This is a genomic window from Pedobacter sp. B4419 (genome assembly GCF_059693725.1).
On the sequence record NZ_JCASSL010000001.1, the window covers coordinates 25174 to 48687 of the forward strand.

Annotated in this window: 20 protein-coding genes and 1 tRNA gene; 13 read left to right on the forward strand and 8 right to left on the reverse strand. The window is 42.5% G+C overall.

All coding sequences use genetic code 11. From position 1 onward, the window contains the following. The first annotated feature begins 8 nt into the window (after nucleotides 1-8). From AC570H_RS00050 to AC570H_RS00100, 11 genes are all read left to right on the forward strand, one after another. Nucleotides 9-908, forward strand: coding sequence for a metallophosphoesterase family protein (locus AC570H_RS00050; RefSeq protein ID WP_497350427.1), 900 nt, complete (start codon nucleotides 9-11; stop codon nucleotides 906-908). A gap of 163 nt (nucleotides 909-1071) precedes the next feature. After that, the gene (locus tag AC570H_RS00055; RefSeq protein WP_497350429.1) at nucleotides 1072-1641 is read left to right on the forward strand and encodes a helix-turn-helix domain-containing protein; all 570 of its coding nucleotides are present in this window, start codon (nucleotides 1072-1074) and stop codon (nucleotides 1639-1641) included. 163 nt (nucleotides 1642-1804) lie between these two features. Next, the gene (locus AC570H_RS00060) at nucleotides 1805-2479 is read left to right on the forward strand and encodes an HAD-IA family hydrolase (RefSeq protein WP_497350431.1); all 675 of its coding nucleotides are present in this window, start codon (nucleotides 1805-1807) and stop codon (nucleotides 2477-2479) included. Nucleotides 2480-2486: 7 nt separating this feature from the next. Further along, entirely contained in the window at nucleotides 2487-3812 is a 1326-nt protein-coding gene (locus AC570H_RS00065) for a DUF5690 family protein (protein WP_497350433.1), read from the forward strand. A 16-nt stretch (nucleotides 3813-3828) separates the two neighbouring features. Next, a complete protein-coding gene (locus AC570H_RS00070) occupies nucleotides 3829-4986 on the forward strand; it encodes a TIGR03364 family FAD-dependent oxidoreductase (RefSeq protein WP_497350434.1) in 1158 nt (385 codons plus the stop codon). Nucleotides 4987-5442: 456 nt separating this feature from the next. Next, nucleotides 5443-9558: a two-component regulator propeller domain-containing protein gene (locus AC570H_RS00075; RefSeq protein ID WP_497350436.1), complete on the forward strand. Its 4116-nt coding sequence runs from the start codon at nucleotides 5443-5445 to the stop codon at nucleotides 9556-9558. Between the two features lie 182 nt (nucleotides 9559-9740). Next, nucleotides 9741-12812 (forward strand): SusC/RagA family TonB-linked outer membrane protein, encoded by a 3072-nt coding sequence (locus AC570H_RS00080; protein WP_497350438.1) that lies wholly within the window; start codon nucleotides 9741-9743, stop codon nucleotides 12810-12812. A gap of 11 nt (nucleotides 12813-12823) precedes the next feature. Further along, nucleotides 12824-14320 carry a RagB/SusD family nutrient uptake outer membrane protein gene (locus tag AC570H_RS00085; protein WP_497350440.1) on the forward strand — a complete coding sequence of 499 codons (1497 nt, stop codon included), beginning with the start codon at nucleotides 12824-12826 and terminating at the stop codon, nucleotides 14318-14320. A 77-nt stretch (nucleotides 14321-14397) separates the two neighbouring features. Then, nucleotides 14398-15456, forward strand: a complete 1059-nt coding sequence (locus AC570H_RS00090; RefSeq protein WP_497350443.1) for a glycoside hydrolase family 130 protein — start codon at nucleotides 14398-14400, stop codon at nucleotides 15454-15456. After that, nucleotides 15446-16738 (forward strand): MFS transporter, encoded by a 1293-nt coding sequence (locus tag AC570H_RS00095; RefSeq protein WP_497350445.1) that lies wholly within the window; start codon nucleotides 15446-15448, stop codon nucleotides 16736-16738. The genes AC570H_RS00090 and AC570H_RS00095 overlap by 11 nt, the downstream gene beginning before the upstream one ends. 102 nt (nucleotides 16739-16840) lie before the next feature. After that, complete coding sequence (locus AC570H_RS00100; RefSeq protein ID WP_497350447.1) at nucleotides 16841-18553, forward strand: hypothetical protein; 1713 nt, start codon at nucleotides 16841-16843, stop codon at nucleotides 18551-18553. A 98-nt stretch (nucleotides 18554-18651) separates the two neighbouring features. Here the strand turns inward: AC570H_RS00100 and AC570H_RS00105 are convergent, their stop codons facing one another. From AC570H_RS00105 to AC570H_RS00135, 7 genes are all read right to left on the reverse strand, one after another. Beyond that, nucleotides 18652-19218 carry a DUF4256 domain-containing protein gene (locus AC570H_RS00105; RefSeq protein ID WP_497350449.1) on the reverse strand — a complete coding sequence of 189 codons (567 nt, stop codon included), beginning with the start codon at nucleotides 19216-19218 and terminating at the stop codon, nucleotides 18652-18654. A gap of 34 nt (nucleotides 19219-19252) precedes the next feature. Beyond that, the gene (locus tag AC570H_RS00110) at nucleotides 19253-19831 is read right to left on the reverse strand and encodes a YdeI/OmpD-associated family protein (protein WP_497350451.1); all 579 of its coding nucleotides are present in this window, start codon (nucleotides 19829-19831) and stop codon (nucleotides 19253-19255) included. 1 nt (nucleotide 19832) lies between these two features. After that, entirely contained in the window at nucleotides 19833-20333 is a 501-nt protein-coding gene (locus AC570H_RS00115) for a hypothetical protein (protein WP_497350453.1), read from the reverse strand. Nucleotides 20334-20370: 37 nt separating this feature from the next. Next, nucleotides 20371-20748, reverse strand: coding sequence for a DoxX family protein (locus AC570H_RS00120; RefSeq protein ID WP_497350455.1), 378 nt, complete (start codon nucleotides 20746-20748; stop codon nucleotides 20371-20373). A gap of 6 nt (nucleotides 20749-20754) precedes the next feature. Continuing rightward, nucleotides 20755-21222: an SRPBCC family protein gene (locus AC570H_RS00125; protein WP_497350457.1), complete on the reverse strand. Its 468-nt coding sequence runs from the start codon at nucleotides 21220-21222 to the stop codon at nucleotides 20755-20757. A 4-nt stretch (nucleotides 21223-21226) separates the two neighbouring features. Further along, nucleotides 21227-21550 (reverse strand): ArsR/SmtB family transcription factor, encoded by a 324-nt coding sequence (locus AC570H_RS00130; protein WP_497350459.1) that lies wholly within the window; start codon nucleotides 21548-21550, stop codon nucleotides 21227-21229. A gap of 405 nt (nucleotides 21551-21955) precedes the next feature. Further along, a complete protein-coding gene (locus AC570H_RS00135) occupies nucleotides 21956-22324 on the reverse strand; it encodes an iron chaperone (protein ID WP_497350461.1) in 369 nt (122 codons plus the stop codon). 116 nt (nucleotides 22325-22440) lie between these two features. Between AC570H_RS00135 and AC570H_RS00140 the strand changes: the two genes are divergently transcribed. Further along, nucleotides 22441-22857 (forward strand): hypothetical protein, encoded by a 417-nt coding sequence (locus AC570H_RS00140; RefSeq protein ID WP_497350463.1) that lies wholly within the window; start codon nucleotides 22441-22443, stop codon nucleotides 22855-22857. Between the two features lie 53 nt (nucleotides 22858-22910). Here the strand turns inward: AC570H_RS00140 and AC570H_RS00145 are convergent. After that, a tRNA-Met gene (locus AC570H_RS00145) sits at nucleotides 22911-22984 on the reverse strand. Between the two features lie 127 nt (nucleotides 22985-23111). On the opposite strand from AC570H_RS00145, the gene AC570H_RS00150 reads away from it, so the two are divergent. Next, nucleotides 23112-23492 (forward strand): START-like domain-containing protein, encoded by a 381-nt coding sequence (locus AC570H_RS00150; protein WP_497350465.1) that lies wholly within the window; start codon nucleotides 23112-23114, stop codon nucleotides 23490-23492. Nucleotides 23493-23514: the final 22 nt, after the last annotated feature.

The window sequence follows — 23514 nt, forward strand, 5'->3', positions numbered from 1 at the left end:
CTATAACCATGAAAAGAAGAAATTTCCTTAAAAGTACAAGCCTTATTGGAGCATTAGGGGTTTTGCCAACTGGTGTAACCCTGGCTGCCAGCAAAGAAAAAAACAAGCCGGTATTAACGATAGCCCACATTACAGATGTACACATCAGGGGCAACGACAACATACCGGCAAGGGCAAAAAAATGCTTGGATGAAGTATTGAAGCATAAGCTCGATTTTATCTTAAACGGCGGCGATTCCATTCACGATGCTTCTTATGATAATGTAGTACGCCAACAGGTAACCGATCAGTGGGCGGTATGGGATGAGTTTATCAGCCATGCCAAGCCCAACGTATACAGTTGTATCGGCAACCATGATCCATGGTGGAAAGCGCCAGAGAAGACCGACGAAATGTACGGCATTCCTTATGTAGTGAAGCGCCTTAAAATTCCCAATCGCTATTACAGTTTTAGCAAAAATGGCTGGCATTTTATCATCCTCGATGGCAATAACAGTGGTATCAAGTTAGATAAGGAGCAAACAGAATGGCTGCACAAGGAGCTGGATGGCTTAAAGCCAAATACCCCGGTGCTGCTCATGTCGCACTATCCCATTTTAACGGTAACCGGTACTTGGGAAGGCGGGCAACATGGCGACCACAAAGAGCTAAAAGCATTGTTTTATAAGCATAAGGATAAAATAAAGGTTTGCCTGAGCGGGCATCAGCACCTGCTGGATAGGGCTTGGTACAATGGCGTCAACTATTTTTGCAACGGTGCGATGAGTGGTTTTTGGTGGGGCAAAGGCGATGCAAAATCGGCCGCATCCTACTATTATCAAGAAACGCCTCCAGGTTATGCACTGCTCAAATTATACAGTGATGGTACGGTAGAAAACGAATATTTCCCTTACCAGTTTGAGATATAGTTCTGTGTTGCCACCTTAAGTGGTGAAAAAAGCTATACATCCCTCAAAAAAAGCCTCCTGAATTTCGGTTTGGGAGGCTTCATTTTGCAATGCGATTTTTATAGTGCAAATGTGGGTATTTTCTTTAAATTTGGTCAACCTTAAAACTGAAATAGAACCATCGATGTCTGAGAACACCCTCCTCCAAATTAGCTTAAAAATAAAAGAAAGACGCAAAGCCCTAGGTATCACTGTTCAAGAACTGGCCGATAAGGCTGCGGTAAGCAAAGGGTTGATTTCTCAAATCGAAAACAGCAGAACGGTTCCGTCGCTAATGGTACTGATAGACATTATCAAGAATCTCGACATCGATCTCAACACCTTTTTTAAGGATATCAATTTCAATAAAAAAGACGCACCAATTCTAATCAAGCGCAAAGACCAGTACCAATCCTTCGAAAAAGAACAGGCAGTAGGGTTTAACTATCAGCGTATCCTGTCTAAAAGCATCAAATCATCTACCATAGATTTTGTGCTGCTGGAGCTGGAGGTAGATGCCCATCGCCCAATGGTACAAACAGAAGCCTACGAGTTTAAATATATCATCGAGGGAACGGTAGAATATCAGTTTGCCAAGAAAAAGGTAATCCTAGAAAAAGGCGATTCGATGTTGTTTGATGGACGTATTTTGCATACACCTGTAAATGCAGGATCAACCAAGGCGCTCATGCTGGTCATCTACTTCTTCGAATAAGGCCTATATCCATCTTGCCGACTCCAATCCGATAGTATTTTCTATAGGATAGATTAATTTTAGCTACATCGGCCTTAACAAAAGCTTAATACTAATTTAATGTTTTTTGTGTTTACAAATAATAAACTTTGTTTACTATTGTAATATCAATTTAACTTTAGAAATGAGTATAAAACTAGTGGTCTTTGATATGGCCGGTACAACGGTAAAAGACAAAAATTATGTAGGCTTGGCTTTTCAAAATGCCATGCGCAATTATGGCTACAACGTTCCTTTGGAGCAGATCAATCCAATAATGGGCTACGAAAAACCATTGGCCATCCAAATGATTTTAGAGCAGCAAGGAATTGAGAATGCCAAAATAGAAGGTTTGGTAGCGCCTATCCATGCAGATTTCGTAAAAGAAATGCTTCAGTTTTATCGTAATTCTGAGGAGATAAAACCTTTGCCCAACGCCGAAGATACCTTTGTCGAATTGCGCAATAGGGGCATCAAGATTGGTCTGGATACCGGTTTCTCCAAAGATATTGCCGATGTTATTATCGAAAGGCTGAACTGGCAGGATAAAGTAGATATCGTAGTGGCCAGCGACGAAGTGCCAAAAGGCAGGCCATTTCCCTATATGATCCAAAAAATGATGGGCGAGCTGCAGATTGAAGATGCCAACACCATTGCAAAAGTAGGCGATACCGAAGTAGACATTAACGAAGGCAAAAATGCAGGTTGCAAATATGTAATTGGTATTACAACAGGCGCATTTAAACGCGAAGAACTGGTGCCGCACGGTCCAACCCATATCATTGATAACATAGCCCAAGTGTTGGAAATCGTTAAATAAGTCTACAATGAAATTGCTCGTAAAACTGCGCCAAGATGTAGCCAAACTTAACCCGATATGGATTACCTTGCTGGCGGCCATTGCGGCATTTGGCTGCTACACCAGCATGTACGCCTTTAGAAAAGCCTTTGCGGCGGGCACCTTCGAAAATGTAAGCTACCTTGGAGTAACTTATAAGGTATGGCTGGTAATTATCCAGATGCTGGGCTATACTTTTAGCAAGTTTTATGGGATCAAATTTATTTCTGAATCTGCCAAAAATAACCGTGCTCAAAGAATTTTAGTCCTTATTGGCATCAGCTGGCTGGCACTGTTGGGTTTTGCCCTGGTTCCGGCGCCCTACAATATCATTATGCTGTTTATCAACGGCTTTCCATTGGGCATGATCTGGGGTTTGGTGTTTGGTTACCTCGAAGGCCGAAAAACCACCGAATTTATGGGTGGCGTACTGTCCATCACCCTTATTTTTGCCTCCGGATTTATCAAAACCGTGGCCCGTTCCCTAATGGCCATATTTCCTATAAATGAGTATTGGATGCCTTTTCTAACCGGCTTGTTCTTTGTATTGCCTCTTGTATTATTTGTTTTTTTATTGGAACTTATTCCTCCCCCTACCAAAGAAGACCTGGAACTAAGAACCAAAAGAGTACCAATGAACGCTTCGGAAAGAAAGGCATTCGTGCTTAATTTTTTGCCTGGTATTGTGCTTACGGTAATTATTTATGTGATTTTTACCACGCTGAGAGATATGCGCGATAATTTTGAGGTGGAGATATGGAGGGGGCTTGGCATTAATAGCAACCATATCTTTACGCAGATCGACACCATCATCTCGGTGGTGATTTTGATGATGATCAGCCTGCTCATTTTGGTGAAGAACAACCTGAAGGCTTTTACACTGATCCACCTGATGATTATTTTGGGCTGTGTACTGGTGGGCTTGGCAACCTATCTTTTCCATGGCCATAGCATAGGCCCCGTAGCATGGATGACGATGGTGGGTACCGGACTTTTTATGGCCTATATTCCTTATAATGCCATTTTCTTTGAGCGCTTGATCGCAAATTTCCATTACAAGAGCAATGTTGGCTTTTTAATATATATATCCGATTCGTTTGGCTATTTAGCCAGCATCAGCATCCTCAGCTTTAAGGAAATGAGCCATATTAAAATCAGCTGGTTGCATTTTTTTCAAAACTGCTTGATTGTAGGTGCCATATTGGGCGGAATTTGCAGCCTCCTTTCTTTATTCTATTTTAGGGGAAAAACGTTGGCAAACAATAAAAAAGCAAAACGATCGACATCCATTTTGTCAAATCCCTTGCTCAGTTAATTTCAAAATCTACACCATGAACAAAACATACGATGTTATTATAGTTGGAGGAGGTATTTTAGGAACTTTCCATGCCTACCACGCATTAATGGCTGGCAAAAAAGTGCTGCAGCTAGAAAAAGATAATTTTCCGGTAGGGGCTACCGTAAGAAATTTCGGACAGGTCGTTCCTTCGGGTATGGAGGGCGTTTGGTTTGAATATGGCAACAGCAGTACCGAACAGTACAAAAGCATCCAAGCCAAATTTGATATTTCGGTAAGGCAGAACGGAAGTGTTTATATTGCTTCAGATAGCGACGAGCAAACCTTGATACATGAACTAAAGGCATATTACGATGGTTTGGGCTATGGTTGCGAACTTTTATCGCAATCGGCTTTGCTTAAAAAGTACCCTGCCTTAAAGCCTGAATATGCTTTGGAGGGTCTCTTTTTTGAACAGGAGATCAGTGTAGAGCCAGACCAAATGATCAAAAAGCTGCACCAATACCTACAAGCCGATTTTAAAAACTATACGCTACATTATAATGCAGCTGTAACAGCTTGTGAAACTACAAGTGAGGGCGTTGAAATCAGGCTAAGCAAAGGCGAACAATTCAGTGCAGCTAAAGTAGTGATCTGCAATGGCTATGAATTTAAGCTCTTGTTCCCTGAATATTTTGCCAATAGTGGTATTGTGATCAGCAAATTGCAGATGATGCGTACACAGCCCATGCCCGAAATTGCACTGGAAGGCAATATTTTAACAGGATTAACTACAAGAAGATACGAAAGCTTCGAATATAACTGTCCTTCTTTTGCAAGCATTAAAACTCCTGCACATTATGAAGAACTGAAGAAATGGGGAATCCATATCCTCTTTAAAAAGGCAAGTGATGGCAGTTTCATCATCGGCGATTCGCATGAGTATGCAGGCGTGAATAATTTTGACGATTTGGGCTTTAACCTCAATCAGTATATTAACGAATTGATGCTGAAAGAAGCAGAGCGGATCGTGAATTTTGATGTGCGTAACATACAGCAGTATTGGGCAGGCTATTATCCGCAACATCCAGAGCAACATATCGTAACCCTCGATTTGGATGATAAAATACATATCCGGACTGCAATTGGTGGCAAAGGAATGACGGCCAGCGCCGGTTATGCCGAAAAGAGCGTCAAAGAGCTGTTGGGTTAGCTCACTATTGGCGGCAACGCTAACAAATTACTGTCCTCTGAGCAGTCGTTGGTGTTCTTCACCAACGACAAATCACATGAGAAAAAGAATGATACCTTGTTGGTGAAGAACACCAACAAGCGCCGAACCGGTTGGTCGGGATGTGTCATCTCGACCCGCTAACTATGGATTTGTAATCCATTTTAGAACAGCTTGTCTTGGTAAGAACCACAGGCCCAACCCAAATAGCCCGGATTGGAGCGGCATTTTTTTTGCGTTGAGGCAAAAAAGATATAGCAGAAAGCCGGAAGCATTTAAATAGTTGCAGGGAAGAAGCGCTCCAAATATGTTGGCGCTAGCATGTGCTCGTACCCTAGAATAATCTGGCTAACATAGACGTAGCAGGCAAAGTATTCGTTACTTAGGAGCCAAATGCGGTCTATTTTCGTAAATTTAGTCAGCTAACCTTGCCTGTTCATGATCCGATACCTCAGTGTATGCTTCTTTTTACTGCTTTTTGTTTCGGTTTTCGAGACACATGCCGTAGACCATGAAGACCAGCGTACCTTTGTTTACAGGCAATTAGATAATAGACACGGCCTCTCTAACAGCTCTATCAATACCATTTTACAAGACAAGGATCAATTGTTATGGATCGGAACCTGGGATGGGTTGAACCGCTTTGATGGCGCCAAGTTTACCACCTACAACCATAACATCAATACTGCCGAAACCAGCGTGGGCAGCAATGTGATCCAATCGCTTAACGAAGATGATTTTGGAAACATTTGGATCAGCACGATTGGAGGCATCTCGAGGTATGAAAAAAAGACGGGCAAATTTTATAAATATTTCTACAAATCGACCAGCAGCAAGGTTAGCGAAAAGGAGTATGAAATTGTAACGGTTCCTGGTAAGGGTGTATTTTGCTTTGCAGCCAATGGACAGTTAGCCAAATATAATCCAAGCAAAGACCAATTTGTAACGGTAGCCAGTTTTAAAAACGGAGAAATTCCGATGAAGGCGAGCTATGGTGCAGGCAGGCTTTGGGTGCTTGATAAAAGCGAGCGTTTAAGGACATTGAATCTTGATAAAGGCTATCAAACAACTCACTCAATTACTGCAACAGGCGGGATCAGCAATTTCTTTGTATTGGGCAACCAACTCGTTTATACGACCAATAATGACGAGCAATTTTACTTAGACAAAAACCTGAAATCGACAGACCTGCAGCTGGGTAAACGCAAAATCAAGGCACTCACCGGTTACCACAATTATTATTTGGTGGCTTGGGAAAATCAGGGATTGAGTGTTTTTGATCAGGATTTTAAGCCATCTGCTTACCTGCAAAACGAAATCCGCAAGCTGGAAAATGTACGGATCACCTCGATAAGTACCGGACAGAACAACATGCTTTGGCTGGGTACCGATGGCAACGGATTGGTACAGATTTACCAAAAGGCAAACTATTTCGGTTTGGTGGCCCAAATGGACAAATTGCCGATCAATAAACCCATCAGGAGTTTTGCCGAAGCGGGCAATGATTTATGGGTGGGCACCAAGGGCAATGGCATATTGATTTACAAAGACTTTTGGCAACAAAAGCAAAAAAGCAGCATAGAGAAGCTGGATAGTCGCTCTGGTTTGGACAACAATGCCATTTATGTTATTAAGCATGGCACCGATGATATCACCTATATTGGCTCTGATGGTTTGGGCATTACGCTTTATGATCATCGCAACCAGCAAATAGTTAATTGGAAGGCTATTCGAGGTGCCGATCGGTTGCCCGCTTTTAAATCGGTTTATGCCATTTGGCAGGCTCCAGATGGAAAGCTTTGGCTAGGTACCAGTGGCTACGGACTGATCCAGTTGCAGCTTAACAGAGATAAAAACGGTTTTAAAGTAGATGGATTTAAGCAATATGCGACCAAAAACTATCCGCATTTGGCCAGTGATATCATCTATGCATTAACACCTGATGCCGATGGTCGCCTGTGGTTGGCCTGTCGCTATGGAGGGTTGACTGTTTTCGATCAAAGAAAAGATACTTTCAAAACCTATAAAGCATCGGGGCTTGCCAATGGACTGTCGCATAGCGACGTTTTATCTCTTTATTTTGATCAGCATCAAATATTATGGATTGGTACAAGTTATGGATTGAACTATCTAACCAGAACCGAATCTTTAAAAAACGAGCCATCTTTCAATAAAATAACTACCGATAATGGTTTGCCCAACAATACCATCCATGGCCTGCAGGAAGACGGCAACGGCAATGTTTGGCTGAGCACCAACCGTGGTTTGGCCAAGCTGAATGTAAAAACCAAGACCATTGCCAACTACCAGGAAACAGATGGACTGCAAAGCAACGAGTTTAGCGATGGTGCGGTTTACCGGGCAGGCAATGGAAATCTGCTTTTCGGGGGCATTTACGGATTTAACTATTTCTTGCCCAAAAATGTGGCGGAAAACACCATCCAACCCAATTTGTTGATCTCCGATTTGCAATTTGGTGGCCAATCATTGCTCAATAACCAGTTTTTTACGGTTAAGCCCATCAATACCGACATCAGAGAGCTCGAAATTGAAAGGAAAAACAACTTCTTTCAGTTTGCGCTCACGGCACTCAATTATTTCAATGCATCTAAAAACGAATTTGCCTACAAGCTGAACGGCCTCGAGAAAAACTGGCATTACACCGGTACAGATGGCAAGATTGCCTATTATAACATTCCGGCAGGAAAATATACGCTTTTGGTGCGCTGGTCTAATGGCGAGGGGGTGTGGACCAAAGATGTACAGGCGCTTCATATAACCATTAGGCAGTTTTGGTGGCTGACCTGGCCTGCTTATCTGGTGTACTTAGTGATTGCGGCAAGCTCGGCTTATGCATTTCATTTGTACAGAAAGAATAAGTTGGAGATGAAGTTTAAGTTGGAAAGAGAGACCTTGTTCAGGCAAAAAGACGAAGAAATCCATCAGCAGCGCATTAATTTCTTTACCAATATTGCCCACGAAATCCAGACGCCCTTAACGCTGATTATGGGTTCGGTAGAGCATACCATCCAAAAGGAAAACAAGGGTCAGGGCAAGAATTACTTTTTATCGCTTATCCATCAGCATACCGCCCGATTGACGTACCTGGTACAGCAGCTGCTGGAATTTAGAAGGGCTGAAGCTGGCCATTTGAGCAGAAACGACGACTATGTTGACATTTCTAAAATGTTGAACAGCCTGAAAACTCTTTTCGAACCGGTAGCTGCCGAGGGCCAACAATATTTCAACAGTTATATCCAAGAAAATATAGCTGGATTTATCGACAAGGATAAATACGAAAAAATCTTGTTTAACCTTTTGTCTAATGCCTTTAAACATGCTGGACGCAACGCAGAAATTACCCTGCAGGTTAATTATGATGCCAATGACCATTCTTTGGAAACCATCATTGCCAATTCTGGCTGTACCTTAACTGCAAAAGATCTCGAGCTTATTTTTAGCAAATACCATGTAGCGCACGACCGTCACTTCGAAAGGTTCAGTACAGGTATTGGTCTGGCCTTTACCAAAGAATTGGTTGCCCTTTTGGAAGGTGATATTACAGCAGAGCTCAAGGAAAATTGGATTTATTTTAAGGTAAAATTTAAGCTCAAAACCAATGTGGTAGGCAAAAAAGACGAAGTGATTACTTCGGCGCCATCTTACCTGTACGAAACGATATTGAAACCTTATGATAAAAAAGTGGCTGAACCCATTGCCGAGATCAATAAAAATGCCTTGCTCAATGATTTGCAAAGAGAAAAACAACATAAAATATTGATTGTAGAAGATGATGTGTCGCTCCGTTTCCTCCTCAAAAATGTGTTGGACGATATTTATGTGGTTTATGAAGCAGAGAATGGACAGGCTGCCTTGCAGGTACTCGAAAAAATACAACCCGATCTCATCATCAGTGATGTAATGATGCCCGACATGGATGGCTTAGAGCTCTGCCGAATGGTAAAAACCACTCCAGCAACCATGCACATCCCTTTTATTATGCTTTCGGCCAAAAGTGCCGAAGAGAATAAAACCGAAGGCTATGAGTTAGGTGCCGATGCCTATATTCCAAAGCCTTTTCATGTAGATTACCTTTTGGTGCGGGTGCGAAAATTGCTCGATTACCAAAAACGCATGAACGAGTTGCTCAAAGATAAGCACATCAACAACCAGTTTAGCGATGTGGAAATGGAGCAGGGCGATCGCGAATTTTTAAATGCCCTGGTTAAGGCGGTAGAAGATAATTTAGCGGAACCTGATCTGGATGCAGCCAAACTAGAAGACATTCTTTGCATCTCTAAAATGCAGCTTTACCGCAAGCTCAAATCGCTGGCCGGGATGACGCCTTCAGAATTTATCAAACGCATCAGGCTAAAATATGCTGCGGTATTATTGCAGAGCTCTAAACTTACCGTTGCCGAAATTTTCTATCAAACCGGTTTTAACAATAGATCTTACTTTTTCAGGGAGTTTAAAAAGATCTACGGCCAAGCCCCTAACGATTATCGGGCAGCACAGCACACAGCCAGCAGTACACCAGAAAATATAGTCTAATAAGGCTAAAAACCTATATTTTGTAACTATAGTGAACTAAAATGAAACTATAGTGCACTGTTTTGTGCCATCCGCCCATCTATATTTGTTACAATCAAAATCAATCAAAAAGGGTTTTTATGCTGGTTATATCAATAATCATAATTCAAACCTCAAACAACCAAATATTAATCTGAATGAAAATGAGCAGACTTTTACAATTTCTATTGGTTTGTCTTGGCTTAACCTTTGCAGGCACCAATGCCTATGCACAAACAAAGGTTACGGGTAAGGTAACCGACGAAACCAACCAGCCCTTGCCTGGCGTGGTGGTAACGCAAGCCAATACACAGAACAAAGCGGCTACCGATGCAAATGGGGTTTTTGTCCTCACCCTGCAAGATGCCAGTCCAAAAACATTAAGTTTTACTTTTATCGGATACACTACACAAACTGTGGAGTATTCTGGCTCGGGCAACGTAGATGTTTCGCTAAAGCCATCGTCCCAGTCGTTAAACCAGGTAGTGGTGTTGGGTTATACTTCGCAAAAGAAATTGAGCATTACCGGTGCCGTGGGTACGGTAAACATGTCTGATGCCGAAAAGCGTCGTGTGCCTGATGTAGCCCAGATCTTACAGGGCCAAGTTGCGGGTGTGGCCGTAACGCAAAGTACCGGCGCGCCTGGTGATCCGATCAACATCCGTATTCGTGGAGAGGGAACAATCGGCAATAACAGCCCGTTGTTTATTGTGGATGGAATTCCGTCTCGCGATATCTCTTTCTTAAATACCAGCGATATCGAATCAATGAGTGTACTTAAGGATGCATCGGCTGCAGCTATTTACGGTTCAAGAGCCTCGGCAGGTGTGGTTGTAATTACCACCAAGCAAGGGGTTAAAGGCAAATCGTCTATCGACATCAATTATTTTAACGGCATCCAGCGCGTAAGCAATTTGCCAACCATGCTCAACACCCAGCAATACCTGGCCAAAGAAGAAGAGGCATGGAACAACGCGGGCTATGCGGGCACCAATCCCTACATTGCCGAAAAGGCCAGAACAGATTTAGCCAATACCAATTGGTTGGATGAATTGTTTGAAACAGGCCACTCGCAAAGCTTGCAGTTAACAGCCAGCGGCGGTGGCGAAAAGGTTTCTTATTTATTGTCTGGCGCCTACTATCAGCAAAATGGAATCGTGGTGTTTAACAACGACCAATACAAACGCTTAAACTTTAGGGCAAACATTACGGCTAATTTAACCGACCGCTTAAAAGTGGGAACCAATTTGCAGTTGTCTAACGAGCTTCAGGATGCGCTTTCGTCAAAAGGCGATTCGCCGGGTATTATCCGCCATGCATTTTTAAGGCCACCGGTTATGCCGGTTTACAAATCGCCGAGCGATCCGACTTACAGTCCGAACAATCCATTTACAGATTTGCCTTTCTATAAAAACAATAATACCACCAACGGCTGGGACATGAACTTTGAGCGTTCGCAAAACCCAATTGCCTTGGCTTATTTTAGCGACGACAAGAGAAACCAGTTCAGGACCTTTGGAAACGTATTTGCCGAATATGGCCTCTTGGCAGACCAGTCGTTAAAATTCCGTACCAATGTAGGGGTCGATTTATTGTTCAGACACAACAAGGCTTTCTTGCAGAATTTTGGAGATGACGACGGTGGCGGTGCTGCTGCGGATGTTGGCCAAGGCCGTATCAACAGACCAAATGGCTTAAACGAAGAGCGTGGACAAGAACTGAACGTTACCTGGAACAATACCTTTAGCTACAACAAGGCATTTGGCCAGCATAATTTAACAGCCTTGATCGGTTCAGAATTCATCAGCAATAAGGCCGATGCCATTTCTGCCTCGAGGAGAAGGTATGATTACATTTCGGGCAGTTTCCAATACATCGACTTTGGAGGCACAACCGCTGATTTATACAACGGTGGCTCAGGTGCAGAATGGAGCCTGTTCTCCTTGTTCGGATCAGCAACCTATAATTATGCCAACAAGTATTTCGTAACCGGAAACTTAAGGGCCGATGCTTCCTCGCGTTTCGCAGAAAACAACCGTTGGGGCTATTTTCCTTCAGTTTCTGCAGGTTGGAAAGTTACTTCTGAGGAATTCATGCAAGACGTAAAATGGCTGTCTGACTTAAAGCTTCGCGCCAGTTACGGTAAACTGGGTAACCAGGAGATAGACAATTATGCCTACTTGACCTTGATCCGCAAAGATGGCGATCGCTATGTAACCGATCGTTATGGCAATCCAGATTTGAAATGGGAAACCACCACGCAAACCAACGTTGGTTTAGATATTGGTATCCTGAAAAACAGCCTGTACGTTTCGGTAGATTATTTTAACAAAACCACTTCAGGTATTTTACTGCCAATTTCGCTTCCGGGCTTTGTGGGCAATGTAAAACCAACCTATGTCAACGCCGGAGAAGTACAGAACAAAGGTTTTGAGTTTGCAGTGAACTACACCAATAACGAAAGAGCCTTTAAATATGCCATTAATGGAAACTTGGCCACCTTAACCAATGAGGTGAAAAAACTGCATCCTAATTTGCCAAGCATTATAGGCTCGGTAAGCCGTACTGCGGTTGGCCACTCGCTCAATGAGTTTTATGGCTACCAAATGGTGGGTATTTACCAAACCCAATCAGAAATTAACAGTTACCTGCACGGCACGAATACGCCAACAGAAAAACCTGGCGATATCAAATTTGCCGATTTGAATGGGGACGGTGTAATTAACGACAACGACAGGACTTATATCGGCAGCAATATTCCAAAACTCAGCTACGGATTAAACCTGAATGGATCATATAAAGGCTTTGATCTTTCGGTATTGTTTCAAGGTGTGCAGGGTATTGACAAGTACAACCAGTTGAAACAGATTATCGATTACGATACGCGTCCGTTTAACCAAACCACAGCCGTTTTGGGCAGCTGGAACGGTCCGGGCAGTACCAATACCATTCCTCGCGTTAGCCAATCAGACAATGGAAGCAGCAAGATCTCGAGCATTTTTGTAGAAGATGCTTCTTACCTCCGCTTAAAAAACGTGGAACTGGGCTATTCGTTTGGAGCATTGGTGAAGAAATGGGGCATTGGCGTACAGAACATCCGTTTGTATGTGTCTGGCCAAAATCTATGGACCAAAACCAAGTATAGCGGATTGGATCCTGAAACAGTTGATGCCATCGACTATGGTACCTATCCACAATCGAAAGCCTTCTTGTTTGGTGTAAATGTTAAATTTTAATCGCTGAAATTATGAAACCAAAATTTAAAAAGATATATGCATCGGCAATAATGGCAAGTTTGATCTTCGTCGCTGGATGTAAAAAAGAATTGTACAAAGACCCAATCGGACTGATTACGCCCGAGCAGGTAAATACCGATCCTACCGCAAATACGGTTACTTCATCGGTTACTACTTCCTATCAAATGTTGTCGAACACCTTAAACTTGTTGGGCGAATGGAACTGGGATGCCGGTACGGTGTTTAGAAACGACCTGATTGTGCAGGATGTAGCATCTGATGATGCCCAAAAGAAATGGAATCCAGATGGCGACCAGGCTTGGATGGACCAAGTAGATAATTTCAGTTTTATCGCCACCAACCAAGCTTTTAATGGCATTTGGGCATACGATTACGAAGGCGTTTCGAGAACCAATTTGGCCATTAGCTATCTTACCGACGATGCTTTGATTGCAAAAGTTGGCTTGAACAGCGATTTGCGCAACCGTTCTTTAGGCGAGGTGTATTTTCTTCGAGCCTTTTACTACTTTGATTTGGTAACCAATTTTGGCGATGTGCCGGTATTGCTAAAGCCTTTGAAAAGTTTTTCAGAAGCTTACGAGGTAGCCAAACGTGTGCCTGCTGCCCAGGTGTGGGAGCAAATCAATAGCGATTTAACCAAGGCAAGAGCATTGTTTCCGAATGCCAAATACAGCAATGCGACTGATAAATGGCGCGTTTCTTTGGGAGCGGTGATTGCGTTGCAGGCCAAAGCCGCATTGTATAACCAAAAGTGGACCGATGTGATTACCCATGTAAATGCCTTGCAGACCCTTGGTTTTTATAACTTAAACACAAATTATTTCGATGCCTTTGACCAAACCAAAGAGTTTGCAGAAAATGAAGACATCTTTGTTTACGATCACCAATCGGGCAAAACACCAAGAAACGGAAACGGCATTTGCGCACCATTGGGATGGGGTTTCTTTGCGCCAACTACCAATTTCATCAATTCCTTCGAGGCGAACGATCCACGTTTGGGCCTAACCGTTGATGTGCCAAACCAAAATATCTTTAAGATTTTAGGCGATAAAACCGGTGCCAATAAAGGCAATGATGATGCGGGAAGTAACAAAATCTATATCCGCATGGCCGATGTGTTGTTGTGGAAAGCCGAAGCGCTAAACGAAACCAACGATTATTCAGGAGCGATTACCATCATCAACCAAATTAGGGCAAGAGCCAGAACCAGTACAACCATTACTGGCAGTACGGCTCCTGTAGGTACTTTGCCAGACCGTCCGGCTTCCACAGACAAAGCCACTATTAAAAACTGGATTGTTCAAGAACGCAGGGTAGAATTAGGCATGGAAGGCCATCGCTTTAACGACCTTAAACGTTGGAAATTGGCCAAATCTGTATTAACGGCCTTGGGTAAAAACTTTCAAGACAAAAACTATGTGTACCCAATTCCGCAAGGCGATATCGATAAATCGGGAGGAACAATTACACAAAACCCAGGTTATTAAAATTGACGAATTACGATTGACGATTTTGGATTGGCGCATAAGTTCCAATCTAAAATCGTACATCTAAAATCTAAAATATGAAAGATATTGCTCAACGTTTCGCTCAAAATCCATTATTGGCGCCAGCAGATTTGCAACCCAGCGTGGCAGGTTTAGAAATTACCTGTTTGCTCAATCCAGGCGTATTTACTTTCGAAGGCAAAACATGGCTGATTGTTCGTGTAGCCGAAAGACCTGCGCAACAACCGGGCATCATTTCTTTTCCGGTGCTAACCAAAACAGGGATTGAAATCATCGAAATTGAAGAAGGGCATCCAGAGTTGATTGCCACAGATCCCCGGGTGATCAATTACCAATTGGCCGATTACCTGACTACGCTTTCGCACCTGCGCTTGCTTTGCAGCGACGACGGTATTAACTTTTATGAACCCGAAGGCTATCCTTTATTACAGGGCGAAGGCGAAGATGAGGCTTTTGGCATAGAAGATTGTCGCGTGGCACAGATTGGCGATACGTATTACCTCACCTTTACTTCGGTATCTGGCCATGGCGTTGCCGTGGGTATGCGTACCACCAAAGATTGGAAAACATTTGAAAAGCATGGCTTAATTTTTCCGCCACATAATAAAGACTGCGCCATTTTTGAGGAAAAGATCAATGGCAAATATTATGCTTTGCATCGTCCGAGCAGCGTTGATTTGGGTGGCAATTTCATCTGGATTGCAGAATCTGAAAATGGTACCCACTGGGGAAAACACAAATGTATTATCCAAACGCGCAAAGGCAGTTGGGATAGTAAAAGGGTAGGCGCTGGCGCAGCCCCGATCAAAACCGAAAAAGGCTGGCTTGAAATCTATCATGGAGCCAACGAAAAACACCAGTATTGTTTGGGTGCTTTCTTAATGGACCTCGAAGACCCTTATAAAGTAATTGCCCAAAGCAAAGACCCGATTATGATGCCGGTAGAAGAATATGAATTGAAAGGCTTTTTCGGACACGTGGTTTTTACCAACGGACATCTACTCAAAGGTGATGAACTGACGGTTTATTACGGCGCTGCCGACGAATTCGTATGTGCGGCCAAGTTTTCAATCCAAGAAATTTTATCCACTTTAACGTACAGCCATGCTGAATAAACTTAAAACCGAGCTTTCGCATTTTGGCAAACAGTCATACAATTTCAGGGTGCTTACCTTGACCAATCTGATCTACAGCATAGTATTGCCTGTAATCGATATTTTTGTTGCCGCCTATGTGATGCGCAGTTCGAACGATCCCACCAAAGTGGTGATCTATCAGCTCACTATTTATACAGGAATTCCCATTACCTTTTTCCTCAATGGATATTTGCTGAGCAGGGTTTCCATTAAAACACTCTACTCTTTGGGGATGATGTTGAGCGGGGTTTCCATGATGGTGATGATGTCGCTAACTACCTTAGACAACACAGGCATCGGTATTGCCGGATTGATCATGGGCATGTCTTTTGGTTTTTATTGGGCCAACCGCGATTTCTTAGCCTTGGCCATTACCAATGATAGCAATCGCAATTATTACTATGGACTGGAAACCTTTTTCTATACCATCATTGCGGTGGTTATCCCTGTGCTGATTGGCTGGTTTATCGAACTTTACGCTGGCAATGGCAATGTGAACCTGGCTTATAAAATAGTAACGGGAGCTGTTTTTGTGGTTACCGTTTTTGCATCTATCATGTGTTTTAGGGGGAATTTTGCCAATCCGAGCAATAAAAAGTTTGTGTATTTCAAGTTTGATCCTTACTGGTACAAGCTTTTGCGCCTGGCTTCTTTAAAAGGTTTGGTGCAGGGATTTTTGGTTACGGCCCCGGCCATGCTCATTATGCGTTTGGTAGGTAAGGAAGGCGCTTTGGGTACAGCCCAATCGGTAGGGGCTATTATTGCTGCGGTTGCCATGTACATCATTGGCAGGAATACTTCGCCAAAACATCGTTTGTATGTATTTGGTGCAGGTTTAGGCCTGTTTGCTTTGGCTGCGGTTATCAATGGGATATTGTTTAGCAGTTTGGGCGTAATTTTGTTTATGCTCTTTTTGCTGTTGGCCAAGCCCTTGCTCGATTTAGCTTATTTCCCCATCCAGTTTAGTGTAATCGATATCCTCACCAAAAAAGAAAAGAGAAGCGAGTTTGCCTATATCCTAAATCACGAAGCTGGTTTATATGTTGGCCGTTTAACTGGCGCAGGCATGTTCTTGCTCATTGCTTATTTCGTTTCGGTAGAAGCGGCCTTGCGTTATGCCATTATTATTGTGGCCGTAGCCCAGTTGGCCTCGTATTGGGTAGCCAAAGATATTGTAAAGCAGGGCAAAATAGAAAACATAGACGAAGCCCCACCTGTGGGTACCGATGGGCCAACCATTGTAGAACCTTTGATGGATTAATAGATTTTTTAAAATTTGCCTGAACAGTTGCCAGTTTTCAGTTAACAATTAACCAATCTGGCAATTAACCAATCAGCCAATGAACTAATGAACATGACTTGTATGAAGTATCCTTTTAGCCTCCTTATCGCTTTATTCTTTTCACTAGTTTTTAATGCCAATGCCCAGGTAAGGCAACTGGAATTGAAACGGGTGAACGAAATGGCCGATGTGCCCCAGCCTTTGCAAATTATCGATTGGAAGGCCATGGCTGTCAAGTTCGACCAAACAATTTACGATTTTAAGGCCAACGGGCAATATTGGCCTATGGTTTGGATCGACAATACCCGCAAAAATTTTGATCAGCCAACTTTAGGCATGTATACTGCAGTGGCCGATGTAAGACAGGGCACCAACAATAAAGGTATGTTTCATGAAGCCGTAGCCAACATGGGTTCGGTATTGGGTGCCAGTCTGATTGGCATTGACAAAAGCAAGCAGGCTTATAATTATGTGGGCATGCTGAAGAATTATTTCAATCGCGATACCAAATGGAACATCATGATGAACAATACGGCACCAGAAGTGGCCTTGTTGGGTGGAGGCTATGGCCGTGATTGGTGGTATGATGTTTGGCCAAATGTGCTGTTTTATGCCATCGTAGAAAAATATCCCAATGAAAAAGACTTTAACTGGATGGCGAGGAGCATTGCTGATAAATTCTATAAGGCCGATTCGATCTTAAATGGCAACTATAACTATTCCTTCTTTGATTATGGACAGATGAAGCCCATGAAAAATCAGATTTGTGCGCAACCCGATGCGGCGGCTGGGCATGCCTATGTGCTATACAGTGCCTGGAAAAAATTTGGCGACAAAAAATATTTGAATGGTGCCATTAATGCGATGAAAGCGCTAGAGGCTCAGCCCATCAATCCAACCTACGAATTGCTGATGCCTTTTGGGGCTTATTTGGCAGCGCGCATGAACGCTGAAGTGGGTACCCATTTTGACGTAGCTAAAATGCTGAGCTGGACTTTTGATGGAACGGCCATTTGCAGAGAAGGCTGGGGCGTATTAACTGGCAACTGGAATGGTTATGATATTTCGGGCATCGTAGGCAGTACGGTTGACCATGGAGGCTATGGCTTTTTAATGAATACCTTTGATTTGGCCTGGCCGATGGTTCCTATGGTCCGTTACGATCCGCAATACGCCAATGCCATTGGCAAGTGGATGCTCAACGCCGCCAATGCCTCGAGGCTGTTTTATCCGCAGTATATGCCTGCCGAGCATCAAACCCTGCCACAATATGCCGAAGTAACCAAAGGTGTAATCGCCTATGAAGGGATGGCTAAAGCCTCTACTTTCGATACTTTATATACCCAATTAAAAGCGCCAGTGGCGCAAGGCGACGGACCGAAATGGGTACCCGGAAAAAATCCAGCTGTATCGCAGTTCAGCGTTTATGGCAGTGGGCATGTGGGTATTTTTGGGAGCATCATTCAAAATACCAATATAGAAGGTGTTTTAAAGCTTGATGTGTTGGCAACGGATTTTTACCGCAATAAAGCTTATCCAAGTTATTTGGTGTACAATCCTTTTAATGTGGCTCGCAGTATAAACTATGTGATCGGCTCAAAAGGCAAAAGAGATCTGTATGATGCCGTGAGCCAAAAATTCTTGGCCAGAAATGTAAGCGGTAAGGTTGGAATCAGCATCAGTGCACAAAATTCGGTGCTGATTATAGAAGTGCCTCATGGCGCAAAGCTAACGCGAAGTAAAAAGGGCTATTTGGCGAATAATATTGTAATTGATTACCTGAAGAAGAACTAAACTTCGCTGTCCATTTCGAATTGGTCGGGATGTGCCATCCCGACCCAATAACTATGGATTTGTAACCCAACCCATTTAAAAACATACGCCGGTTAAAACTAAACCCTCAGCGAACCTCTGAAGCCCCTTGCCGCATAATAAGATTCTGCACCGTTATGGTACAAGAAAACCGTATTATAACGGCGGTCACAAAAAAGTGCGCCACCTAGTTTCCTAACCTCGGGCGTGGTGAGGATCCAGCTTGATGTTTTGGTGTCGAAATTGCCCAATTGTTGCAGTTCCCGGTATTGTGTTTCTGTTAAAATTTCAATGCCCATATCCTTGGCCATTTCGATAGCGCTGTTGGCCGGTTTGTGTTCTTTCCGAGCTTCCAAGGCTTCATGGTCGTAGCAAATGCTCCTGCGTCCCTTCGGACTTTCTGCCGAACAATCGAAAAAAACATATTCATTGGTCTTCTGATCGTAAGCCACTACATCAGGCTCACCACCGGTGCTTTCCATTTCGTCGAGTACCCAAAGTTTAGTTGGATCAGCTTCTAATTTGGCTTGTACCTTGGCCCATTCAATGCCTTTATGGCGATTTGCATTTTTCTCGAAGCGTTCTTTTAAGAGGCTAAGCAATTCTTCGTTTTGTATAGGAGAGAGTTTCTTTTTATCGTTTTTCATATCATTAATGGGTTGATTTTTGTCGTTTTTTATTCTAATCGTTCAAGCCCTTGCCGTTTAAAATTTGTGGAATGCATTTTTCTACCCGCGATGTACGGGTTTGCGATTGTTTGGGCGAAGAAAAATGCAAAAGGTACGCCCTTTGTCTACCAGGCGTTAAAGCCTCAAAAGCTGTTTTTAATGCAGGAATTGAATCCAGCTTATGCTGAAATTCTGTGGCAACCTTAAATTCGCTTGTCTTTTTAAGCTCTACTTTCAGGCCAGCTTTTTCTGCCTCGATGGCTTCGTGGATATAGGTTTTCAATGTAGCTTCTTGATCTAATATCTCCCTGAGATTGGTAAAGCGGATTTGGCGGGCTGCCTGTACGTTGGCGGTTTGTTGGATCAAGATATGATTGGGATCGCTGAGCAAGGCCCCTTTAAAAAAGAGAAACGCACAGTACTCCTTAAAGTCATGGATCAGTACGATGTTGTTTTTTTGATAAGTATAACAAGGGCAGCCCCATTTCAATTCTTCAACTAAGCCACAGTCAAGCGCGATTAGTCTCAAACGTTCCACTTCTTCCTGCCAATTTTTGTTCTTATTGAAATAAAAGTCAACTTTAGGATTCATATCAATTCGTTTTAAAATTGGAGAGGGTCTCATCAATCAAATGCTCAATCTCTAAAAAGCGATTGGCTAATTTCAGGATGTCACCTTCAATATTTCCTGGGTCTAGTTTTAACCAGCCCTCCATTAAGATGAGCGGTCCGAAACCAACGCTTACATTTGGCCATTTATGTTCGAAATCTTTAAAATCCGCCCTAAAAAGTTCTGCAAATTTCCTGCTCTGGATCTTATAGCCCTGCAAATGCCTTAATTTAAAAGCATGGACGTTGTAAAAGATTTTTTGCTCTTCGATGGCCTCTTCGTTGATCCAAACAGAAAAGAAAATTCTCGATTGGGCTGTTAATGGATCTTGAAACGGACTTGCCCACGATTTTTTATACAATTTTAAGAAAACCGAATCCAAGACCTCGCCAACAGCTACTTCCAGCTGTTTTTCGTGAAGCCTTTTTTGGTCGAGCTGCTCGCTGGCTTTTTTAAATTTGTTCAGGTACTCAACAGCATCCATTTTATGTAAATTAGGAAACAGAACTTAAAATTAAAAGCTAGGTCAACGCAATTTTTCTGTCGGCTGGCCTGAAGTACCACGATACTACTGTAAGCACGAGCAATAACAGCGAAGGAAATATTTTGCTTACGGGATTTCCTGATGCCAAATGCGAAAATATGGCACCAGACATGGCGAAGAAAAAGCCTGCGTAGGCCCATTCCTTAAGCAAGGGAAATTTAGGAAGCAACACGGTAACCACACCTAGTATTTTCCAGATTCCCAATAAGGTTAACAAATAAAGCGGATAGCCTAAATGCGTCACATTTTCGACTTCGTCTTTTACTTTGAGCAATTGCACGATGGCTGTAGATACCATTCCTAAGGCAAGCCAAACTGTGGCAATCCAATAGATAATTTGATCTCTTTTTTTCATTATTCTCTATTTTAACTTGTTTGCAACTTCCTGTAATCGGTTATGCGCCATATTAAGGCCTTGTTTGAATGGCAGTTTGAGCATGTTGTCTCTAAGTTCAACCGATCTGTACACCACATGCATGGTTAATCTGCTGGTCTGGTCGTTCAGTTTTTCGAACTCCAAAAACTCGATCTGTACGTCAAAAGGCGTGTTTTCCATTTCGAAGGTCCTTGTGATTTTTTGGTTCGGCAGAAACTCGTGAATGGTGCCGTTCGATCTGAATACCACGTTTCCCTTGTTGTCGCTGGTTTCAAATTGGTAGCCTCCATGCTTTTTGTTTTCAAGCTTCAGTACTTTTGTGCCCATCCACTGTTCTACAATTTCTGGTTCTTCGTAGGCTTTGAAGAGCAATTCTACGGGCAAATCAAATTCTCTGGTAATTGTTAGTTCCTGCTTGCCGTCTTCGGCGCTGATTTTTGTTTTAAGTTCCATGCCGTTATTTTTTAGGTTGATAATTTTTCATCAGCTGCTCCAGTTTGTTGAAACGCTCATCCCACATTTGGCGGAAGGGTTCGATAAAGTCTGCTACTTCTTTCATTTTTTTTGCGTTGATGTGATAATAGATTTCTCGTCCGTTCTGTTCCTGCTTGAGCAAGGCACATTCGGTAAGGATCTGCAAGTGCTTGGAAACCGTTGGCCTTGCCGTATCAAAGTTGGTAGCAATGGCGCCAGCTGTCATCGATTGGGTGGCCACCAACAGCAATATGGCTCTTCTGGTGGGATCGGCGATGGCCTGAAATACGTCTCTTCTTAAATTCATTATGTAGCTATTTGACTACAAATATAAATGTAGTTATTTGACTACACAAATTTTTTCGAAAAAAAATTAGCAATGACAGCCTAAATTGTCATTGCGAGGAAGAATGGCGAAGCAATTTCTTTCAGCAAGTTTGCTATGGCTTTAAACAAAAGCCTCACTGCTTATCATTTAATAAACCTTATTGGAGCGGGCACGGAATGTAATGGAGTAAAGCGAAAAGGAGGGCTACAATTGCCGACAAGCAAGCCTATTGTTTTTCAAGCAAAATGGATATGGAAGGTAAAATGGAAAATTGGATCGTCATTGCGAAGAACAAAGTGATGAAGCAATCTTTATTGGTACATTTTCAGTAGTCATACCTGCTCAATGAACTAATGACTAATGAACTAATCAGCCAAAGCAGGCTTAACCCTTATCTTCAATCTCTTTCTTTCTAAAATTGATGATACGCTCAATAAAGTCTAAAGGCAAGGCATCTTTATCTGGAAACTGGATCACAGATTTGCTTACTTTCATTCCTTTTAAATCGTTTTCGAAATGCTTTAAAAAAGCAGCGCTCCATGGGCTCGAAAGTGTGACATGCTTGGCAAATGCGGCATAATAGATCAGGAATTGTTTGCCGATCTTAAAGGCAGGAATCTGGTAGCTGATCACTTCATCCGCTTCGGGAGCAACCTTCTTAATCACTTTATAGATTTGTTCCAGTCGCTCTTGTGCTTCTTTCGGAAATGCATTATGGTATTCTGCGATTGTTTGATAGTCTGTTTTTGCCATAGTTTTTTGCTTACCCTAGGCCTAAAATAGTAAAAATTTCTCTTGGTACAGGAGCTCTAATTGTTCTTCTTTTTGCTTAAGTTAGTTTTACTCTAATTAATCAATAGACTGCTAGAATGTTTAAAAAACTCTTCGCTAAAAAGAAAATAGAAATCCCACATTTCGCTTTTTTGGAGCATTTCGCCCATAAAGACAAATATTTTGTAAGAACAAGGCATTGGGATTGGTTTGGTGAAAAGGACATATGTATTGTATCTGTTCTCGACAATAAGCCTACAATGATTACCATGGATTATTGGCCACAAGAAATTTTTCTGAATGCGAATGGACAGGTTACCGTTGCCGAATTGATGAATATCCTAGCCAATCAGTATGTGGAAAGCAGAATGGAAGTTCCAAAAGACTTTGACGAGGGCATTCTTGAAATGTTAGAGAGGCAGGTAAACCATTTAGAAGTAATTGAATACCGAGATGAGAAAACAGACCTGCCAATTGAGTTTGCATTACCCCAAAAAGAATGGCAAAAACATTGATAAACGAAGCATTTACACATAAAAAAAGCCCAACTTTCGTTGAGCTTTACCAGTAGCGGGGAGCAGGATCGAACTGCCGACCTCAGGGTTATGAATCCTGCGCTCTAACCATCTGAGCTACCCCGCCGGGAAAAATAATATCAAATGTTGAATACTATTTTTTAAAGAGTTGCAAATATAGAATAAATTACTTTTCTTTAGAAACAAAAGTTAAAAAAATAGTCCAATATTTTTACAGATAGCGGTGTTTAAGGATGTCAGAAAAGAAAAAATTTAATCTAGAATATGAATTGAGGTCTTCTCCACGTATACTGTTCAGCTTTATCAGCGAGCCTAACGGGCTGTCGCAATGGTTTGCAGACGATGTGGTTTTCAGAGACCAGACCTACACCTTTACCTGGGATGGAGAAGTGCAAAAAGCCAAATTGCTAAGTATAAAAGAAAACAAGCTTGTGAAATTCAAATGGGTTGATGATGATCCACACTGTTATTTTGAGATGGAAATCGTTCAAGACGAACTCACCAACGACGTAGCCTTGTCTATTACCGATTTTGCAACCGACGAAACCCGTGCAGAAAAGACACAAATCTGGGATAACCAGATCACTTACCTAGTTAGCGTTATCGGAGGCTAATTTTTCGCTGGGTTTGCCTATC

Excerpts from the sequence above, each read along its gene's own strand:
- AC570H_RS00050 (WP_497350427.1), top strand. The coding sequence starts at position 9 with ATGAAAAGAAGAAATTTCCTTAAAAGTACAAGCCTTATTGGAGCATTA.
- AC570H_RS00080 (WP_497350438.1), top strand. The coding sequence starts at position 9,741 with ATGAGCAGACTTTTACAATTTCTATTGGTTTGTCTTGGCTTAACCTTT.
- AC570H_RS00150 (WP_497350465.1), top strand. The coding sequence starts at position 23,112 with ATGTCAGAAAAGAAAAAATTTAATCTAGAATATGAATTGAGGTCTTCT.
- AC570H_RS00120 (WP_497350455.1), bottom strand. The coding sequence starts at position 20,748 with ATGAAAAAAAGAGATCAAATTATCTATTGGATTGCCACAGTTTGGCTT.
- AC570H_RS00095 (WP_497350445.1), top strand. The coding sequence starts at position 15,446 with ATGCTGAATAAACTTAAAACCGAGCTTTCGCATTTTGGCAAACAGTCA.
- AC570H_RS00055 (WP_497350429.1), top strand. The coding sequence starts at position 1,072 with ATGTCTGAGAACACCCTCCTCCAAATTAGCTTAAAAATAAAAGAAAGA.
- AC570H_RS00135 (WP_497350461.1), bottom strand. The coding sequence starts at position 22,324 with ATGGCAAAAACAGACTATCAAACAATCGCAGAATACCATAATGCATTT.
- AC570H_RS00110 (WP_497350451.1), bottom strand. The coding sequence starts at position 19,831 with ATGAATCCTAAAGTTGACTTTTATTTCAATAAGAACAAAAATTGGCAG.
- AC570H_RS00065 (WP_497350433.1), top strand. The coding sequence starts at position 2,487 with ATGAAATTGCTCGTAAAACTGCGCCAAGATGTAGCCAAACTTAACCCG.
- AC570H_RS00070 (WP_497350434.1), top strand. The coding sequence starts at position 3,829 with ATGAACAAAACATACGATGTTATTATAGTTGGAGGAGGTATTTTAGGA.
- AC570H_RS00105 (WP_497350449.1), bottom strand. The coding sequence starts at position 19,218 with ATGAAAAACGATAAAAAGAAACTCTCTCCTATACAAAACGAAGAATTG.
- AC570H_RS00100 (WP_497350447.1), top strand. The coding sequence starts at position 16,841 with ATGAAGTATCCTTTTAGCCTCCTTATCGCTTTATTCTTTTCACTAGTT.
- AC570H_RS00140 (WP_497350463.1), top strand. The coding sequence starts at position 22,441 with ATGTTTAAAAAACTCTTCGCTAAAAAGAAAATAGAAATCCCACATTTC.
- AC570H_RS00060 (WP_497350431.1), top strand. The coding sequence starts at position 1,805 with ATGAGTATAAAACTAGTGGTCTTTGATATGGCCGGTACAACGGTAAAA.
- AC570H_RS00085 (WP_497350440.1), top strand. The coding sequence starts at position 12,824 with ATGAAACCAAAATTTAAAAAGATATATGCATCGGCAATAATGGCAAGT.
- AC570H_RS00075 (WP_497350436.1), top strand. The coding sequence starts at position 5,443 with ATGATCCGATACCTCAGTGTATGCTTCTTTTTACTGCTTTTTGTTTCG.
- AC570H_RS00130 (WP_497350459.1), bottom strand. The coding sequence starts at position 21,550 with ATGAATTTAAGAAGAGACGTATTTCAGGCCATCGCCGATCCCACCAGA.
- AC570H_RS00090 (WP_497350443.1), top strand. The coding sequence starts at position 14,398 with ATGAAAGATATTGCTCAACGTTTCGCTCAAAATCCATTATTGGCGCCA.
- AC570H_RS00115 (WP_497350453.1), bottom strand. The coding sequence starts at position 20,333 with ATGGATGCTGTTGAGTACCTGAACAAATTTAAAAAAGCCAGCGAGCAG.
- AC570H_RS00125 (WP_497350457.1), bottom strand. The coding sequence starts at position 21,222 with ATGGAACTTAAAACAAAAATCAGCGCCGAAGACGGCAAGCAGGAACTA.